16 protein-coding genes are annotated in these 15055 nt (G+C 68.4%); 4 read left to right on the top strand and 12 right to left on the bottom strand.

Annotated features, from left to right (window positions below):
• Positions 1–27: 27 nt before the first annotated feature.
• From sigJ to HHX35_RS21470, 7 genes are all read right to left on the bottom strand, one after another.
• Positions 28–945 carry an RNA polymerase sigma factor SigJ gene (gene sigJ, locus HHX35_RS21500; RefSeq protein ID WP_259405260.1) on the bottom strand — a complete coding sequence of 306 codons (918 nt, stop codon included), beginning with the start codon at positions 943–945 and terminating at the stop codon, positions 28–30.
• 28 nt (positions 946–973) lie between these two features.
• Positions 974–1360 carry a DoxX family protein gene (locus HHX35_RS21495; protein WP_182900532.1) on the bottom strand — a complete coding sequence of 129 codons (387 nt, stop codon included), beginning with the start codon at positions 1358–1360 and terminating at the stop codon, positions 974–976.
• Between the two features lie 7 nt (positions 1361–1367).
• Positions 1368–2228, bottom strand: coding sequence for an NAD(P)H-binding protein (locus tag HHX35_RS21490; RefSeq protein ID WP_182900531.1), 861 nt, complete (start codon positions 2226–2228; stop codon positions 1368–1370).
• Between the two features lie 19 nt (positions 2229–2247).
• Complete coding sequence (locus HHX35_RS21485) at positions 2248–3132, bottom strand: SDR family oxidoreductase (protein WP_182900530.1); 885 nt, start codon at positions 3130–3132, stop codon at positions 2248–2250.
• 384 nt (positions 3133–3516) lie between these two features.
• The gene (locus tag HHX35_RS21480) at positions 3517–4032 is read right to left on the bottom strand and encodes a hypothetical protein (protein ID WP_182900529.1); all 516 of its coding nucleotides are present in this window, start codon (positions 4030–4032) and stop codon (positions 3517–3519) included.
• A 23-nt stretch (positions 4033–4055) separates the two neighbouring features.
• Complete coding sequence (locus HHX35_RS21475) at positions 4056–4697, bottom strand: response regulator transcription factor (RefSeq protein WP_182900528.1); 642 nt, start codon at positions 4695–4697, stop codon at positions 4056–4058.
• Positions 4688–5914, bottom strand: a complete 1227-nt coding sequence (locus HHX35_RS21470; RefSeq protein ID WP_259405259.1) for a sensor histidine kinase — start codon at positions 5912–5914, stop codon at positions 4688–4690. Before HHX35_RS21470 ends, HHX35_RS21475 begins: the two co-directional genes overlap by 10 nt.
• Positions 5915–6089: 175 nt before the next feature.
• Between HHX35_RS21470 and HHX35_RS21465 the strand changes: the two genes are divergently transcribed.
• Positions 6090–6233: a hypothetical protein gene (locus tag HHX35_RS21465; protein WP_182900526.1), complete on the top strand. Its 144-nt coding sequence runs from the start codon at positions 6090–6092 to the stop codon at positions 6231–6233.
• A 487-nt stretch (positions 6234–6720) separates the two neighbouring features.
• On the opposite strand, the gene HHX35_RS21460 is transcribed toward HHX35_RS21465, so the two are convergent.
• Both HHX35_RS21460 and HHX35_RS21455 read right to left on the bottom strand, forming a co-directional pair.
• The gene (locus HHX35_RS21460) at positions 6721–9606 is read right to left on the bottom strand and encodes a ricin-type beta-trefoil lectin domain protein (RefSeq protein WP_182900525.1); all 2886 of its coding nucleotides are present in this window, start codon (positions 9604–9606) and stop codon (positions 6721–6723) included.
• Positions 9607–10418: 812 nt separating this feature from the next.
• Entirely contained in the window at positions 10419–10784 is a 366-nt protein-coding gene (locus tag HHX35_RS21455) for a DUF5997 family protein (RefSeq protein ID WP_182900524.1), read from the bottom strand.
• Between the two features lie 54 nt (positions 10785–10838).
• Here HHX35_RS21455 and HHX35_RS21450 point away from each other — a divergent pair, with 54 nt between their 5' ends.
• Both HHX35_RS21450 and HHX35_RS21445 read left to right on the top strand, forming a co-directional pair.
• Positions 10839–11552, top strand: coding sequence for a LysR family substrate-binding domain-containing protein (locus tag HHX35_RS21450; RefSeq protein WP_310739207.1), 714 nt, complete (start codon positions 10839–10841; stop codon positions 11550–11552).
• Between the two features lie 282 nt (positions 11553–11834).
• Entirely contained in the window at positions 11835–12086 is a 252-nt protein-coding gene (locus tag HHX35_RS21445; protein ID WP_182900523.1) for a hypothetical protein, read from the top strand.
• 142 nt (positions 12087–12228) lie between these two features.
• Here HHX35_RS21445 and HHX35_RS43630 read toward each other — a convergent pair whose 3' ends face one another.
• The 3 genes from HHX35_RS43630 to HHX35_RS21435 form a co-directional block, all read right to left on the bottom strand.
• Positions 12229–12489, bottom strand: coding sequence for an STAS domain-containing protein (locus HHX35_RS43630; protein ID WP_259405258.1), 261 nt, complete (start codon positions 12487–12489; stop codon positions 12229–12231).
• Between the two features lie 224 nt (positions 12490–12713).
• Entirely contained in the window at positions 12714–12968 is a 255-nt protein-coding gene (locus HHX35_RS45155) for a DUF5994 family protein (protein ID WP_396780534.1), read from the bottom strand.
• A 547-nt stretch (positions 12969–13515) separates the two neighbouring features.
• Entirely contained in the window at positions 13516–14439 is a 924-nt protein-coding gene (locus tag HHX35_RS21435) for a HAMP domain-containing sensor histidine kinase (protein ID WP_182900521.1), read from the bottom strand.
• 210 nt (positions 14440–14649) lie between these two features.
• Between HHX35_RS21435 and HHX35_RS21430 the strand changes: the two genes are divergently transcribed.
• Positions 14650–14790: a hypothetical protein gene (locus HHX35_RS21430; RefSeq protein WP_182900520.1), complete on the top strand. Its 141-nt coding sequence runs from the start codon at positions 14650–14652 to the stop codon at positions 14788–14790.
• Positions 14791–15055: the final 265 nt, after the last annotated feature.

Here is a 15055-nt window from a genome sequence, read left to right as displayed (position 1 = left end):
GCGCCCGGCCCTTCGACATGCGGCACATCAACTCGTTTCGGGGGTTTGCGAACCTCGGTCGGCGGTGTGGTCGGAGACGGATCCGAGCTTGTCGGGGTTGCTGACCACGTAGATGTCGCGCACCTGCTCTCCGCCCGCGTCGAGGTCGAGCACCATCACCGCGAGGGGCGCGTCCTCCGCGAAGACGACCACGGAGGGGTCGCCGTTGACCTGGCGGTGCCGGACGTCCACGCCGCCGCGCGCGTTGGCCACGACCACCCGGGCGACCTTGTCGCGGCCGCGGATCGGACGCGGCCCGCCCACCGCCGACTTGCCTCCGCCGTCGGGCCACAGGACGACGTCGGGCGCGAGCATCTCCATCAGCGCGGGCAGGTCGCCGCCGAACGCCGCCTCGACGAAGCGCTCGGTCACCTCCCGGTGCGTACGCCGGTCGACCCGGGCGCGTGGACGCCGCGCCTGCACGTGCTCGCGGGCCCGGTGGGCGAGCTGCCGGATCGCGGTCGGGCTGCGGTCCAGCATGGCGGCGATCTCGGTGTGCTGGTAGGCGAACACCTCGTGCAGGACGAACACGGCCCGCTCCAGCGGGGTGAGCGTCTCGAGGATCACCAGCAGCGCGATCGACACCGACTCCGCGCGTACGGCGGGCTCGGCGGCGTCGGGACCGGTGATCAGCGGTTCCGGCAGCCACGGGCCCAGGTAGGTCTCCTTGCGCCTGCGCAACGCGCTCTGGTGAGTGAGGGCCTGGTTGACCGCGACACGCACCAGGTAGGCGCGGGGGTTGTCGATGCCGGCCACATCCCGTGCCGCCCACGCCAGCCAGGTCTCCTGAAGCACGTCCTCGGTGTCGCCGATCGTGCCGAGCATGTTGTAGACGATGGAGAACAGCAACTCGCGGTGGCCGGCGAACACCTCGGAAGCGTTGGCCGCGGGGATTTCACGCATCATGGGACTCCTTACCGCTACGGATACCGGATCAGCGCGTCGCGTGCAGCACCAGGGCGGGATCGAGCGCCAGCGTGGCGGCCGCCAGGCCGAGGAACACGATCGCCAGGTAGAACTGGGGCGAGAAGTCGCCGACGCGCAGATGGGTGTACAGGGCGCAGACGAAATAGAGGACGAGGCCCGCGGCGGCGGCCGTGCCGACGAGGGGCACGCCGAGCAGCCCGAGCGCGAGTCCCAGCGCGCCCAGGGCCTTCAGCGCGCCGATCGGCCAGACCAGCCACGACTCCGGCACGCCGGCGCGGGCGAGCGCGGGGCCGAGGGTACGCATGATCGGCGCGAACCGGGTCATGGCCGCGAATCCGGAGAACGTGTTGAAGGCGATGGTCACCAGAGCGGTGACGACGTAGGCGGTCGGCATCGCAGGCTCATCCGTTCCGGAAGGCGGCGACGTGGTCGGCCACCCAGTCGGCGTACGTCCGTGCGGGACGGCCCAGGACCTTGTCCATCTCACCCGTCGGGGGATGCTGGTCGCGGCCGGCGTAGTGGTCGTACCTGGCCATCAAGGCACGCACGAACGGTTCGGGCAGCCCCATGCCGATCAGGTGCGCGGCGACGGCCCGTGACGGGACCTCCTCGAAGCGCAGGGGCCTGCCGAGCGCGGCGGCGATCACGGCCACCATCTCCTCGTGCGACAGCGACTCCGGCCCGGTGAGCTCCAGCCGGCGGCCCGCCAGTGTGTCCGTGAGCAGCGCGCGGGCCGCCACCTCGGCCAGATCCCGCTCGTCGAGCACGGACTCCCGGAAGCCCGCGTGCACGTAGCGCACGACGTCTCCGGCGCGGATCTGGGCGCCCCACGCCTGCAGGGTGTTGCCGGCCAAGGCGCTGGCGCGCAGGCTGGTCCAGGTCAGGCCGCTGGCGACGGCCGCCTCCTCGGCCTCCTTGTTCCGGTCTCCCCGATGGCGGGACGGCTGCAGGTCGAACGGGTCGTCGATGTTCATCGCCGACAGGGCCACCACTTTGCGCACGCCCCGCTCGGCGGCCAGCGCGAGGAGCCGGTCGGCGGAGTCGCCGAAGGTGCGCGAGTGCAGGAAGACCGCCTCGACGCCGGCGAAGTGCCCGGCCGTCGTGCCGGGCCGGGCCGGGTCGCCCTGGACGACCTCCACGCCGTGCGGCAGGGCCGCGTCGCGCGGGGAGCGGCTCACGGCGCGTACGCGGGCGCCTTCTGCGACGAGTCGCTGAACGACGAGACGCCCGACGGCGCCGGTCGCGCCGGTTATGAGGATCATGGTTGTCGCCTTCGTCCGGTCAGCGCGGGTTGGTGGGCAGGAAGTGACGGGCGTGCTCGGCGGCCCACTGGGCGAACGTGCGCGGCGGACGGCCGACGACCTGCTCCACGTGGTCGGTCAGCGTGGTGGCGTGCTCGTTGGGCGTGCCGTACATCCGCAGCAGGCTCTCCACCAGGTCCGCCTCGTCGGCTCCCGCGGCCTCGGCGAACGCGCGGAAGAGGGACAACGGCGGACGCCGGCCCGGCACGCTCCACTCGCGGCGCACCCGGTCAGGGGTGAGCTCCTCGAACCGCAGGTCACGGCCGGTCGCCTCGGCGATGATCGCGACCATCCGCCGTGCCGTGAGCACCTCGGGACCGGTGAGGTGGTAGGACCTGCCGCCGTGACCGTCCTGCGTCAGCACGGCCGCCGCGACGGCGCCGATGTCGTACTCGTCGACCGGCGGGCTCTGGCGATCGCCGTACGGCTCACGCACCCGCCCGGTGGTCCGCAGCGACTCGCCCCAGTCGTTCAGGAAGTTGGCCATGAACTGCAGCGGCCGCAGGAAGGTCCACTCCAGGTCGCTCGCCCTGACGGCCGGCTCCAGCGTGCCCTCCTGCCAGCCGCCCAGGACGGTGGCCCTGCCGACCCCGGCCCGTTCCGCGAGAGCGACGATGTCGCGTCCGTTGGCAAGAGGCCGGTAGCCGACGCCGAAATTGATCAGATGGACGGCGGTGACGCCGTCGAAGGCCGCCTCCAGGCCGGTGGCGTCGGTGAGGTCACCCGCCGCCACCTCCACGCCGTACGGAAGGACGGCCCGGCCCGGGTCGCGGGTCAGCGCCCGCACCTTCCGGCCCTGCTCCAGTAGATGGCGGACGACCTGCCGGCCGACGGTGCCGGTGGCTCCGGTGACGAGAACGGTCATGCCGAGGTGCTCCTTGTCGCCGTGGATCACGCCGTCCCGCCCGCTGTGCGCGTACGGGTACGGTCACGCCTCCTTAGAGGACCGGCGGGGAGCGAAGTGTGACGTCGCGGGCGGCGACCACGCTCAGATGTCCGCGTGTTCTCGACCACCCGATCGCGCAACGGGGCCCGTTAGCGTCTCGATCACGTTGGCGAGCGCCACGTGAGCGTCCGCCGGCCTGCCCTGTCCCTACGGTGCGGCGCTGCGAAGGCGGAGCCGACATGGACAAGCCGGCTGGGCACATCGAGGGCAGAGCCGGTCGTCGAGGCCCAGGCTTGGAAAAGCACCCTCGTGCTCTACAGCGACGGCCTCGGGCCACACAGGCGGGATCTCACCCATGCCCTCCTATGACGGATCGTGTGAAGCGGGGCCGCAGAGCACCTCCGCCGGGGTTGGCGAGCACGGCATGGTCCAGTCGGGGGTCGTCACGAGCACGCCGATGACGGATGGCACGCTCAAGGTGTAGACGGTGTGGCAGTCAGGGTTCACCCGTCCTGGGCCCCCCGAGCAGGTCACCTCGACACGCAGCGTCTTCCCCGACTCCCATGTCTCGCTCATCGAGGGCGGTCCCCCGCCGCGCCAGGTGGTCTCCCGTTTGACGGTGACGCGTCCGGGGACGCCGGGAGCGACCCGCACGTCGACCCTACCCCGCAGGTCCACGATGATCTGGGGCGTGGTGACGGCGTACGTCACGGTCCTCGTCTCGGTCGACCTCTCATCGAGGACCGACGACTCGAAGGAGCCGGGGAAGGAGAAGTCGTAGCTGTGGGGAACGCGGATCTCCGTCCACGCCGCCAACGCCATCGCCACCACCGCCGACACGGTCAGCACCGCGCCGGCGGTGATCCATCTGGTCCGCACCGCTCTTCGCATCATGTAGCCTCTCAAATCCTCAGGAATCGCAGTACGGCCAGCACCCGCCGGTGATCCTTCTCGGCGCCGGAGAGCCCGAGCTTGGCGAAGATGTTGTTGATGTGCTTGCCGACCGCACTTTCGGAGACCACGAGGGCCTCGGCGATCCCGGCATTGGACCGTCCCTCCGCGATCAGCGCGAGCACCTCCTTCTCCCTGCGGGTCAGCAGGTCCAGCGGATCGCTATGTCGGCGTACCAGAAGCTGGGCGACCACCTCGGGGTCCAGGGCCGTGCCGCCCGCGGCAACCCGCCGCAGCGAGTCCAGGAACTCGGCGACGTCGGCCACCCGGTCCTTGAGCAGATATCCGATGCCGGTCGTCGCCGTGGACAGCAACCGGGTCGCGTAGCGTTCCTCGACGTACTGCGAGAGCACGAGGATGGGCAGCTTCGGCCGCCGGTGCCGCAGCAGCAGCGCCGCGCGCAGACCCTCGTCGGTGTGCGTCGGCGGCATTCGCACGTCCGTGACGACGAGATCGGGCTCGTGGTCGTCCACCGCCCGTAGCAGCCCCTCGGCGTCGGACACCGCGGCCACGACCTCGACGCCGGCGGATCCGAGGACCCAGACGAGGCCCTCCCTGAGGAGGACGGAGTCCTCGGCGAGCACTACGCGCACGGTAGCTCCACCTCTATCGTCGTCGGGCCACCGCTCGGGCTGTCGATGCGCAGGGTCCCGTCCACCGATCCAGCACGCTGCGCGAGGCCGCGCAGGCCCGACCCCCTGGCGGGCTCGGCGCCCCCTTGGCCGTTGTCGCGTACAAGGAGGCGGAGCACGTCGCCGTCGCGGCGCACGGTGACGTCGGCCTCGGAGGCTCGTGCGTGCTTGGCGACGTTGGTCAGCGCTTCGGAGACGACGAAGAACGCCACCGCCTCGATCACGGCAGAGGCGCGTTCCGGCACGTCGACGCTGAGCCGCACGGGGAAGGGGGCGCGCGCGGCGAGGCCGGACAGCGCCGCGTCCAGGCCCTGGTCGTTGAGTACGGCCGGGTGCAGCCCCCGAACGACGTCGCGCAGTTCCTTCAACGCTTGCTTGGCTTCCTCATGAGAGCGCACGATCACCTGACGAGCGGGCTCGGGCAGATCGGTGAAGGCGGTGCGGGCCATGCCGAGGTTCAGGGCGAGGGACACGAGCCGCTGCTGCGTGCCGTCGTGCAGGTCGCGTTCGATCCGGCGGCGTTCCGCGTCGGCGGCCTCGACGACCTCGGCCCGGCTTTCCCGCAGGATCTCCACTCGCCGGGCCAGGTCGTCGTTGAGGCTGGCACCGAGCAGTGCCCGCGCCGCGACCGTGTCGAGAGCGGTGATCCCTCGAAGCAGCCAGGGCACCACCACGAACAGCGCGAGCGCGGCCGCTGCGGGCAGCGCGGTGGTCCAGCCGCCTCCGGCGATCAGGAGTTGCACGGTGATGATGGCCGCGACCAGGCACGCCGACCACGCCGCGACCCCGCTCAGGAAGCCCACCGCGCCGATCAGGGGCCCGATCACCAGGTGATAGGCGATCTGCCGCCACACGCTGCCCGACCGCGCCTGCAGGAGAAGCCGTCTGAGCGGGCTCCCGTCCCGGGGGAGAGGCGGGACAGGGGGGATGTCCAGGTCGAGGAAGGCGGCGAACCGGGAGCGCTGCAGCCAGGTGAGCAGCGGCACCATCCGGGTGAGGATCAGCAGCGCGACCAGGGGGACGAAGACCGTCCACGCCAGTGCTATCGACAGCGCGCCCAGCCCCAAGATCGCTGCCATCGAGATGAGCGCGATCGGGACGCCCGTCGCCACATGGATGGTACGCAGCCAGGTCCGCGACGACCAGTGGCCGTGAATTCGGTCCCAGGGAGTGGTCATGCGCCAACCGTAGAGAGCGGCAGGGCTCGACGACATGACCTGCATATCCCAGAAAAAGGTGAGGTAAGCCCCACCTCCGCACGTCTGAACCGCTCCGACTTCCGTGAAGGCCCTGAAGGCCCTGAAGGCAGCATCATCTGCTGCCGGGTGCCGCTGAAGACGCGGCGTTCTCGTCGTGGGATCCGTCTCCCGGACGATCAAGGAAATCCTCGGGCACAGCACGATCGTGCTGACGATGAGCACCTGCGCTCGCGTGCTGCCGGAGCACCAGGCGACCGCACTCGACAAGGTCGAAAAGGCGCTACGAGGTCTCGGCTAGGGCAGTTCGCGGCGCACCAGAGCTGTGGAGAAGGCTTCTCCGGTTCTCCGGGCGTACGTCATCCGTGCGCGCACCTCGCTGAGCGAGCGTGGGCGGTAACCAGGGCCGCCACAACAACTCTTGTGAAAGCGGACACCCGCGTGCAGCAGCACCGAGAGCGTCCGCCAGCCGGCCCTGTCCCTACGGCGCGGCGCCGCGAAGGCGGAGCCGACATGGACAAGCGGCTGGGCGCATCGAGGGCAGAGCCGCTCGTCGAGGCCCAGGCCTGGAAACGGCTGCTTGTACGAGGCTCGGCACGGCAAGCAGACGAAGGAGGTCTTTCCCTGGGCCATACGGCCAGAGTAGGCCGATCACTCGGCATGGGCGACAGGATTTGAGCCGCCTCGGCGGAACCGCCGTGAGGCCGTTCCACGACATCAGTCGACGGCGGGAGCCGGTCGATTCCTGGCGGGTTTCCGCGCCAGGAATCGACCGGGTAAGCGGCGCGTCAGCCCCAGAGGGCTGCGTTGGCGAAGTTGGCGGGTTCGGTCTCGCCCGCTGCTCCGACCGTGTCGGTGGTCGTGATCGTGATGGTGGCGTCGGGCAGGCCCGCCGACTTCGCCGTGATGGTGGTCGTGCCGGCGTAGTAGGAACGGAACTCGATCGCCATCTTCCCGTTGAAGCCCTGGACACCCGGGGTGAAGGTGTACGACTTGCCGCCGGGCAGGACTCCCGGGCCGCTGGTGACGGTCAGCGTGACCGCGCGGGTGTCGTTGACCCAGGCACCCGACGAGTTCCGCATCGTCACCACCAGCTGGGTGTCCGTGGTGCCGTCGTCAGTGATCGTTGTCGGCGAGTACTTCCCGGCCTCCAGCGTCATCCGGGTCGCTGTCCCGCTCGTGGCCTGTTCGCGGGCCACGGACGTGGGGTCGGCGACATTGGTGATGCCCGTCCACCTCGACTTGTTGGCCCGGTACCAGTACCACTGGTCCTTCGGCAGCCGGTAGTAGTCGATCATGCCCATCCGGGCGAAGGCGGCGCTCATGATCGTGCCATGGTCGAAGCCCGCCCAGATGGCCAGTCCGGCGCTTCCGGTCGTGAGCGTGAACTTGGTGCCGTCGGACGGATCCGCGACGTCGCCGTACGTCGGGCCGTACGTGCCGGGCCGGTCGGAGGTGTACGACCCGTACTCCGAGACGACGTTCGGCATCCACGTGTTGGTGATCTTCCCGCCGTCGCCGTTGTATCCGGCGACGTCAGAGACCGAGAGCTGGTCGAGCGAGCTGCGTTGCACGCCACCCAGCCCTGCCTTGCGCGTCGGATCGAGCTGGTGTGAGTAGTCGCGCATCTTGCTCACCAGCGCCTTGGCGTTGCCCAGGGTGGTCGAGGACGTGAAGAACACCTCGTTGCCCATGGACCAGTTGATGACCGAGGGGTGGTTGCGGTTGATCCGGATCATGTCGCGGAGGCCGTCCATGGCGCTCTGTTCGAAGGCCGCCTGGTCGGCCGTCTTCTGCGGATAGCCGTCCGCCTGGTAGTCGTTGACGGTGCCGGTCGGCGTGGGCTCCTTGCCGGCGGTCGCGGTCGCCCAGAAGGTGGCCTCCGACCAGAACATGACGCCGAGCCTGTCCGTGGAGTCCGCGAAGGACGGGTCGTGGGGATAGTGCGAGCCCCGGATGAAGTTCATGCCGGCCTCACGGATGTAGCGGACGTCGCGGTCGAATCCCGAGTTGGTGACGGCGTTGCTCCAGCCGCCGTGGTCCTGGTGCACGTCCGCCCCGACGAGCAGCGTCCTGACACCGTTGAGATAGAAGCCGTCCACCTTCCACTGCGCGCTGCGGAAGCCGAACGTGGTGTCGTAGCTGTCGACGATGACGCCGTCGTCGACGGCCCCGTCGGGAGTGTGGTCGACCACAAGAGAGGTGGTCACGGTGTAGAGCGCGGGGTTGTTCGGCGCCCAGAGGTCGAGACCCTGCAGCATGGCGGAGGTGTTCGACAGGGATCCGCTCAGCGCGTCGAGCGTCGTCGTGGCCGCGGCGCCGAGCGTCCGCACGGGCGAGTCGAACGTCGCCAGCACGCTGGTCGATCCCTGCTTGCGCACCTCCTGGCGTGCGTAGACGTCGACCGCGGAGGAACCGTCGTTGCGGACCTCCGTCTGCGCTCTCACGTTGGAACGGCGGGCGGCGACGTTCGCGCGCAGGTCGGTGTCGCTCGGATACTGCGACAGGTCGATGTTCCTGTAGTACGCGGGGTTGCTCGTGTCCCAGGCCGGGTTCGTGAGCGCGGGGGTGGTGACGAAGGTGCCGTACCAGGTGACGTGGACGTTGTCGGTGACGTTCAGGTAGACGTCGCGGTAGAGGCCGCCGCTGAACTGGTGGTCGCCCGTCCGAGGGGCGAGGTCCGGCTGCCAGCGGTTGTCCACGCGTACCGATATCTCGTTGTCACCGGTTCGGATCGACTTGGTGATGTCGAAGGTGAATCCCGTATAGCCGCCCCGATGCGTGCCTATCTTGGTTCCGTTGACCCACACATCGGTGACCGAGAATGCGCCCTCGGACTCGAGTTCGACGTGCTTGCCGTTCCAGGACGAGGGAACGGTGAAGTGCTTGCGATACCAGCCCGCACCCACATAGAAGTTCTGCCCGCCGGTGGAGCCGCCCACGTTGTAGGGGGCGTCGAAATCGTGGGGCAACGCCACGGGGACCCATTTCGAGTCGTCGAAGTCGGCGTTCTGGGCCCCCGTCACATCCGAACGGATGAATTTCCACCCCCGGTCGAAGTTGACCTTCTGCCGTGAGCTCGAGCCGGTCGGCGGGCTGCTTGATGGCGAGGGGCTGGGTGACACCGACGATGGCGACGGGCTCGGCGTCGGTGTGGGCGTCGGGCTGGGGCTGCCTCCGGCGGTGCTCCACTTCTGGTTGACCTGGCCGCTGCAGGTCCACAGGATGACCGCGGTCCCGTTGGCCGTGCCGTTGCCGTTCACGTCCAGGCACAGACCCGACTGCACGCCGGTGACCGACCCGTCGGCGTTCTGCCGCCACTTCTGGTTGTTCTGCCCGTTGCACGACCAGATGATGACCTTCGTGCCCGGCGAGGTCCCTCCGCCGTAGGCGTCCACGCACCGCGTGCCGTTCAACGTCCGCAGCTCACCGGCCGAGGTGAACTCGAACGCCTGGTTGGCCTGCCCGTTGCAGTCCCAGATCTGCAGGGCGGTGCCTGGTGCGTCGGTGTTTCCCGCCACATCCAGACACCGGCCCGAGGCGGCGCTGACCAACGACGACGCCGCCGCTGCCGCTGGTGCCGCCCATGCCAGCGCCGCCGCCGGCACCGTCACCAGCGCGGCGGCCATCGCGGCGAGCCATGCCTTCCTGCGTGAGTGCGGGGGGGAATGCAACGATCCTCCTGGGGGTGCGAGCTTGACCGCGGGGACGGCCGAGCGGCGTCGTCGCCTCGAATTATGTGAGCGTTAACATTCGAGCTCCGGGGTGGGCCCCGTCTCAGGCGCTCACCCCGGCTTTCGGAACGTTACCGATGTCGAGGCAGATCGTTTCCTGATCGGGAAGCTAACCAGCGCGGCCATCTTCGTCAATAGACCCGATCTATGTACCTGTGAAGGCTCTGCCATCGCCACTGCGCAAATACCGAAACCTACAGCTGAATCCCGAGGTCGCGGTTGAATACAAGGCGCCGATAGCGCGTCGGCAGGCAGAAAACATTGGGTGAACAGGCGGAAAGTTTCAGCCGACAGTCGGTCTGAAGGCAGGACGCACCGGTTGGTGGCCTAGCCGGACGCCGCAAGCCATCGTGACGCCGACGTGATCAGGTCCGGCGGCCCTCTACCGGCACTTCCGGGCCGTCTGCGACGCGGCAGGCATCCGGCGGGTACGGATGCATGACCTCAGGCACCACAGCACGATCGTGCGCACTCGACAAGCTCGAAAGGGCGCTGGGAGGTCTCACTCAGAGCGAGTTTGAGGTGAACGAGGGCCCGCCGACGCAGGGGACAAGCAGCCGAAGGGTCAGGCCGCGTCGACGCGCGTGAACTGAACGGTGCCCCACCCGAAGAGCGCTGAAGGGGATACCTGCTGCCGGCCCACGGAAGCCTTCCATGTCCGGGGACGGTTCAGGCGACCTTGACAGCATGGTCGCCGAAGTCGTAGACGGCGGCGGACCGAACCGGACCAGACCGCCACTCCCATCGGCTGGCTAGCGCTGCTTGAGGCGCTGCGCTTCCTTGCGCACCTCGGCCTGAACCGACCGCTCGCGCTTCAGCCACTCGGGCTCCTCGGCCTTGAGGGCGTCGATCTCGGCGGTGGTGAGCGGCCCGGTGATGCCGCCCCTGGCCAGGCCCGAGTTGGAGATGCCCAGCTTCACGGCGACGACCTGCCTGGGGTGCGGCCCGTTGCGCCGCAGATCGGCCAGCCATGCCGGCGGATTGGCCTGCAGCGCGTTCAGCTCATCCCTGGAGACGACTCCCTCCTGGAACTCGGCGGGAGTGGCCGAGAGGAGCACACCCAGCTTCTTGGCCGCGGTCGCGGGCTTCATCGTCTGAGTGGCCTTGAGCTTGGTCATGGTGTCAAGGGTATGGCGCGAAGCCGCTTCCCCTGACATCGGTACCCTGAGGAGGTGACCGACAGGGAGTTCCGGCTGGCTTATGTGCCTGGGGTGACGCCCGCCAAATGGGTCAACGTCTGGGCCGAGCGCGTGCCCGACGTGCCACTCACCCTGGTGTCCGTTGCCGCCGCCGAGGCGGTGAAGTTCCTGCACGACGGCGGCGCCGACGCCGCGTTCGTGCGGTTGCCCGTGGACCGTGATGGGCTCAGCGTGATTCCTCTCTATGTCGAGACCACCGTGGTCGTGGTGCCGAAGGATCACCTGGTGGCCGCCGCCGACGAGGTGACTGTCGCCGATCTCGCCGACGACGAGGTGTTCCATCCGATGGACGACACCCTTGAGTGGACGGCCCTGCCGGGGCTGCCGGCTTTCACGCGCCCGGACACGACGGCGGAGGCGATCCAGCTGGTGGCGGCGGGGGCCGGGCTGCTGCTGGTCCCGCAGTCGCTGGCGCGCCTGTATCACCGCAAGGATCTGACCTACCGGCCAGTCGTGGAGACGCCGCAGTCGCAGATCGCGCTGGCCTGGCCCACGAAGGCGACGACCGAACTGGTGGAGGACTTCATCGGCATCGTCCGTGGGCGTACGGTGAACAGCTCGCGGGGCCGTACCCCCGCGCCTGCCCCGGAGAAGGCGCGGAAGCAGCCGCGGAGTCCCGCTCCTGGCGGGTCGGGTCGCCGGGGCGCGCAAACCGGCCGGAGCAGGAAGGGCCACCGTCCCCGCTGAACCGTGCACCCGTTGAAAATCGTCGTAGGGTGCTTGACCTGTGGACCGACCTGATGCGGCGGTACTGGCATTGATCAACCCGAAGTAGTCCTCGGGAAGCAGCGGCGACGTCCAGAAGGCCGGGTCCCGGTGCCCGAACCTGTGACGGCACGGCTCCAAAAGCCTCGGGAGCGGCGAGGCGGATTCCCGCCGTAGACATCACCGCTGAGATGCGGCTACGCCCGAGGATCGCGGGGATACCGATGTGGACCGGGCCGCCGTCCCTGAGTCAAGGAGAACTGTATGGCCACGGACGCCCCCTCGGGGCTGCTCTACTTACTCAGCGTTGGCAAGGAAAAGGAATTGATCCTCCGCGTGCACGGCACGATGCCCACAGCCGAGAAACTCGTCAGCTGGATGCAACAGGGCACTGTGGTGTCCCTCCAAATTTCCCACGAGGGAGAGCCGAGCCCATTCACCTACGTGGTCAACTTCAGGCATGTGGTGGCGGCTCGGCTCGCCCCGTACACCACGACACGGATCAGCAGCTTCTGAGCCATCGCGAAGGGCCATGTACGGCCACGACCCGTCCGTGGGTCTTCGCCCGTGCCTGCTGGCCGTCGGATCGCTCGCAGCCCCCGCCTTTCCCAGGCGAGAGCTTGATGCCAGCGTCGTGGGGCAGGATCTGGGTCTTTGGCTAGGCCATCATCGAGATGCTGCGGTCCAGGCCGGTGCTGTGCAGGAGCCGAGACATGTACGGGCGGGGTGCTGTCAGGACGACAGTGATTCCCATCGTCTTGGCGCGGCGCTGGACGCCGACCAGGACTCCCAGCCCGCAGGCGTTGCATGCCGCCACACCCGACAGGTCGAGAATGAGCAGGCTTCTGCTGTAGCGCAGGACGCCGAGCAGATCCTCGCGCAGGGCGGGACTGGTGAAAATGTCGATCTCACCGGACAACCGGATGGTAGTCGGGGCCGACGGGTCGGCTTTGCCAAGTGGCGCGGTGTCACGGATGGAAGCGGAATGCTCCGGTCGGCAACGAGGCGGGGTCTCTGGCGGCAGGCTGGGCAGACTGGCGTGCGATCGGCGATGTCGGCACCCGTCGAGCAGGTCCGCCGGTAGCGTGCTGACGTGCACTCCCTCGTTCTCCCCGTCCGCTTTGGCTTGGTGGGCTGCGGTGGTCAGGAGGTCGCCTGGGAGCAGGTCGACCGTGCCCTCACTGGCGAGCATGAGCGCAGCCCCGGCAGGCCCAGCCGCTGGTCGATGGCGGCGATGAGACCCGGCAGCTCCACCGTGGCATCACGGAAATGGGGCCACCACGCCCCGTCCACGGTGCCCCGCGGCCCAAGGACGGGAGCCAACCGCAGCCGAACCTCGGAGCCGATGACGGGGGCTGTGCCGGCAGGGGCGCCGGACGGTGTGGAAAGAGAGAGCATCGTTGGTGTCATGATCGCCTGGCCTGTCTTGGCCCTTGGAAGGACCGCGTCCTGATATATCGCCGCGGGCGACGCCGACCTGAGTGCCAACGCACGAAAAGTCCTCGGTGCCTAAACACTACCTCCTGGTTTCAGGAATGGCGCCGTTCCGGAAGTAATATGTCCCCGATTCTCAGAGACACACAGGCGCGGGTGCGTGGGGCGGGGACCGCTGTCGCGTCCGGAATTTCATGTGAATCGGGCCGCTGTCCGGCACCCCGCCTGTCCGAGACCGCTCATATGTTCAGCGGCCAGCGATTTTCGGGCCGAGTCTCAACTCCTCGCGTAGCCGTGACGTCAGACGTTCGGTCCGAGGTCGATGGATCAGAACAGTTTCCAGTTTGGATGCCATTGCCCTTTACGCGCGTACCCGCCGATGGTGTTCGGGACGTTGTGGCTGCACCAAATGAATGCCGGAAGTAGCCACTTTTCTGATTAGGCTGCCGCAATCGATACCTATGCCGTAGTCGCGTGCGCGTACAGCCGAGAAGCGGAGACCGGTGGTGGCTTAGGGGGCGGTGATGGGCAATTGGAGGATGAAGCAGGCGCCGCCGAGCGGGGAGGGCTCAACCCAGACGGTTCCGTGGTGGGCTTTCGCTATATCGCGGGTGATGGCCAAGCCGAGGCCGGCGCCGGGCCCGCCCCGCTGGGAAATGGTTTTGAGCTGGTACATCCGGTCGAATATGCGTTCCCTGTCCTTCTCCGGCACGCCGGGGCCATCGTCGGATACCGCCAGTCGGGCATTGCCGTCGCTGCGGCTGACGTGGACCTGCACCTGGTGGGTGGCGTGGTGCTGAGCGTTGTCCAGCAGATTGGCGATGATCTGGCAGATCCGCGTGCGCATGGCTGTGACCTCGACACCGGGAGTGCAGATGATTTCGATCGGGATGGGGTCGTTCCGATCGGCGACCTCCTGCCTGACCAGTTCGCACAGGTCGAGCCGTTCCCAGTCGGCTTTGACAGCGCGGGAACGGGCGACCAGAAGAAGTGCGGTGGCCAGCGCATCCAGTCGATCCACTCCACGTAGCACCGCCTCCAGGACGCGGGGGTAGTCCGCTTCGCTAGGACGGGTAGTCGCTTCTTCCACCGTGACGCGTATCCCGGCCAATGGGGAGCGGATCTCGTGGGCGATGTTGGAGGCGAACTGCCGCTCACGATCCAGCATGTCCAAACTCGCGTTGATGTTGTCGACCAGCTGCGTCACCTCCTGCGGGTCATGCTGCTGAGCGATCTGGGCGTGTTCGTCGCTGACGTTGATCTCGGCGAGGTCACCGGAGATAGCACGCACGCGTCGCAGCAGCCGGCGGACCAGCATCCGGCCCGCAACCACGGCGGCCAGTACCATGACGAGATTCCACCACCGCTTGTGAGAATCGGCGTCTCGCCCTGGACCTGCACGCTCCAGCCGCTCGCTCAGGATTGATCTGCCCATCAGATACTCCCCAAGAACCATCCCGCCGCGTAGGTTCCCTACCCTCCGACCAACCATTTACCTCGATCGATCGCCGGCAAGCGGGTCGATACGTCGTCGACCTCGTCGCGTACGTCGAGCTCGGCGCGCGACCTGACCGCCGCCCGCGCGGCCTGATCCAGTTGTTCGAGGTGCACGAGACGTTGGGGGGCGCTGGGGCACAGCGGGCTGGTGCGCGGCGGGCGGCGCGAGCCGCCGAGGACGTGGTCAAGGTACGGGGAGACGGGGACCACGGTCGCCGCGGATGGCACCCATGTCGAGACCTACATCGACCACCTGCTGGCCGAGACGTCGATCCGGATCGGCAGGTAGCGCACCCCGTCCTGGCGAGCCCCGCCTGGGCGGCCTCGGCACCGGCGATGCGCGGCAGGTGCGGGTGACGGCCGTGAGGGCGCTGCCTGAGATACGAGGGCGGGGTGCGGTGCCGCGCGGAACGCGACTCATCCAGGCGGATAGCGGCGGGGTATGCGTATCACGCCTCACGTGTGCTACGTTGGATCCAGTTGCAGTTGTGGTACCCATAATGAACTTGTGTGCACCTGACGGTATGTAGCCTCAGGTGCATTTTTTTGTTTGC

The organism is Microbispora sp. H10830 (genome assembly GCF_014161375.1).
Lineage (GTDB): Bacteria > Actinomycetota > Actinomycetes > Streptosporangiales > Streptosporangiaceae > Microbispora > Microbispora catharanthi.
This window is presented reverse-complemented; position numbering and strand designations above follow the sequence as displayed.

What these genes read in the sequence shown, in the direction of transcription:
- HHX35_RS21445 (WP_182900523.1), top strand. Translation starts at nt 11,835, where the DNA reads ATGGCCACGGACGCCCCCTCGGGGCTGCTCTACTTACTCAGCGTTGGC.
- HHX35_RS21470 (WP_259405259.1), bottom strand. Translation starts at nt 5,914, where the DNA reads ATGACCACTCCCTGGGACCGAATTCACGGCCACTGGTCGTCGCGGACC.
- HHX35_RS21435 (WP_182900521.1), bottom strand. Translation starts at nt 14,439, where the DNA reads ATGGGCAGATCAATCCTGAGCGAGCGGCTGGAGCGTGCAGGTCCAGGG.
- HHX35_RS21485 (WP_182900530.1), bottom strand. Translation starts at nt 3,132, where the DNA reads ATGACCGTTCTCGTCACCGGAGCCACCGGCACCGTCGGCCGGCAGGTC.
- HHX35_RS45155 (WP_396780534.1), bottom strand. Translation starts at nt 12,968, where the DNA reads ATGCTCTCTCTTTCCACACCGTCCGGCGCCCCTGCCGGCACAGCCCCC.
- sigJ (WP_259405260.1), bottom strand. Translation starts at nt 945, where the DNA reads ATGATGCGTGAAATCCCCGCGGCCAACGCTTCCGAGGTGTTCGCCGGC.
- HHX35_RS21495 (WP_182900532.1), bottom strand. Translation starts at nt 1,360, where the DNA reads ATGCCGACCGCCTACGTCGTCACCGCTCTGGTGACCATCGCCTTCAAC.
- HHX35_RS21455 (WP_182900524.1), bottom strand. Translation starts at nt 10,784, where the DNA reads ATGACCAAGCTCAAGGCCACTCAGACGATGAAGCCCGCGACCGCGGCC.
- HHX35_RS21490 (WP_182900531.1), bottom strand. Translation starts at nt 2,228, where the DNA reads ATGATCCTCATAACCGGCGCGACCGGCGCCGTCGGGCGTCTCGTCGTT.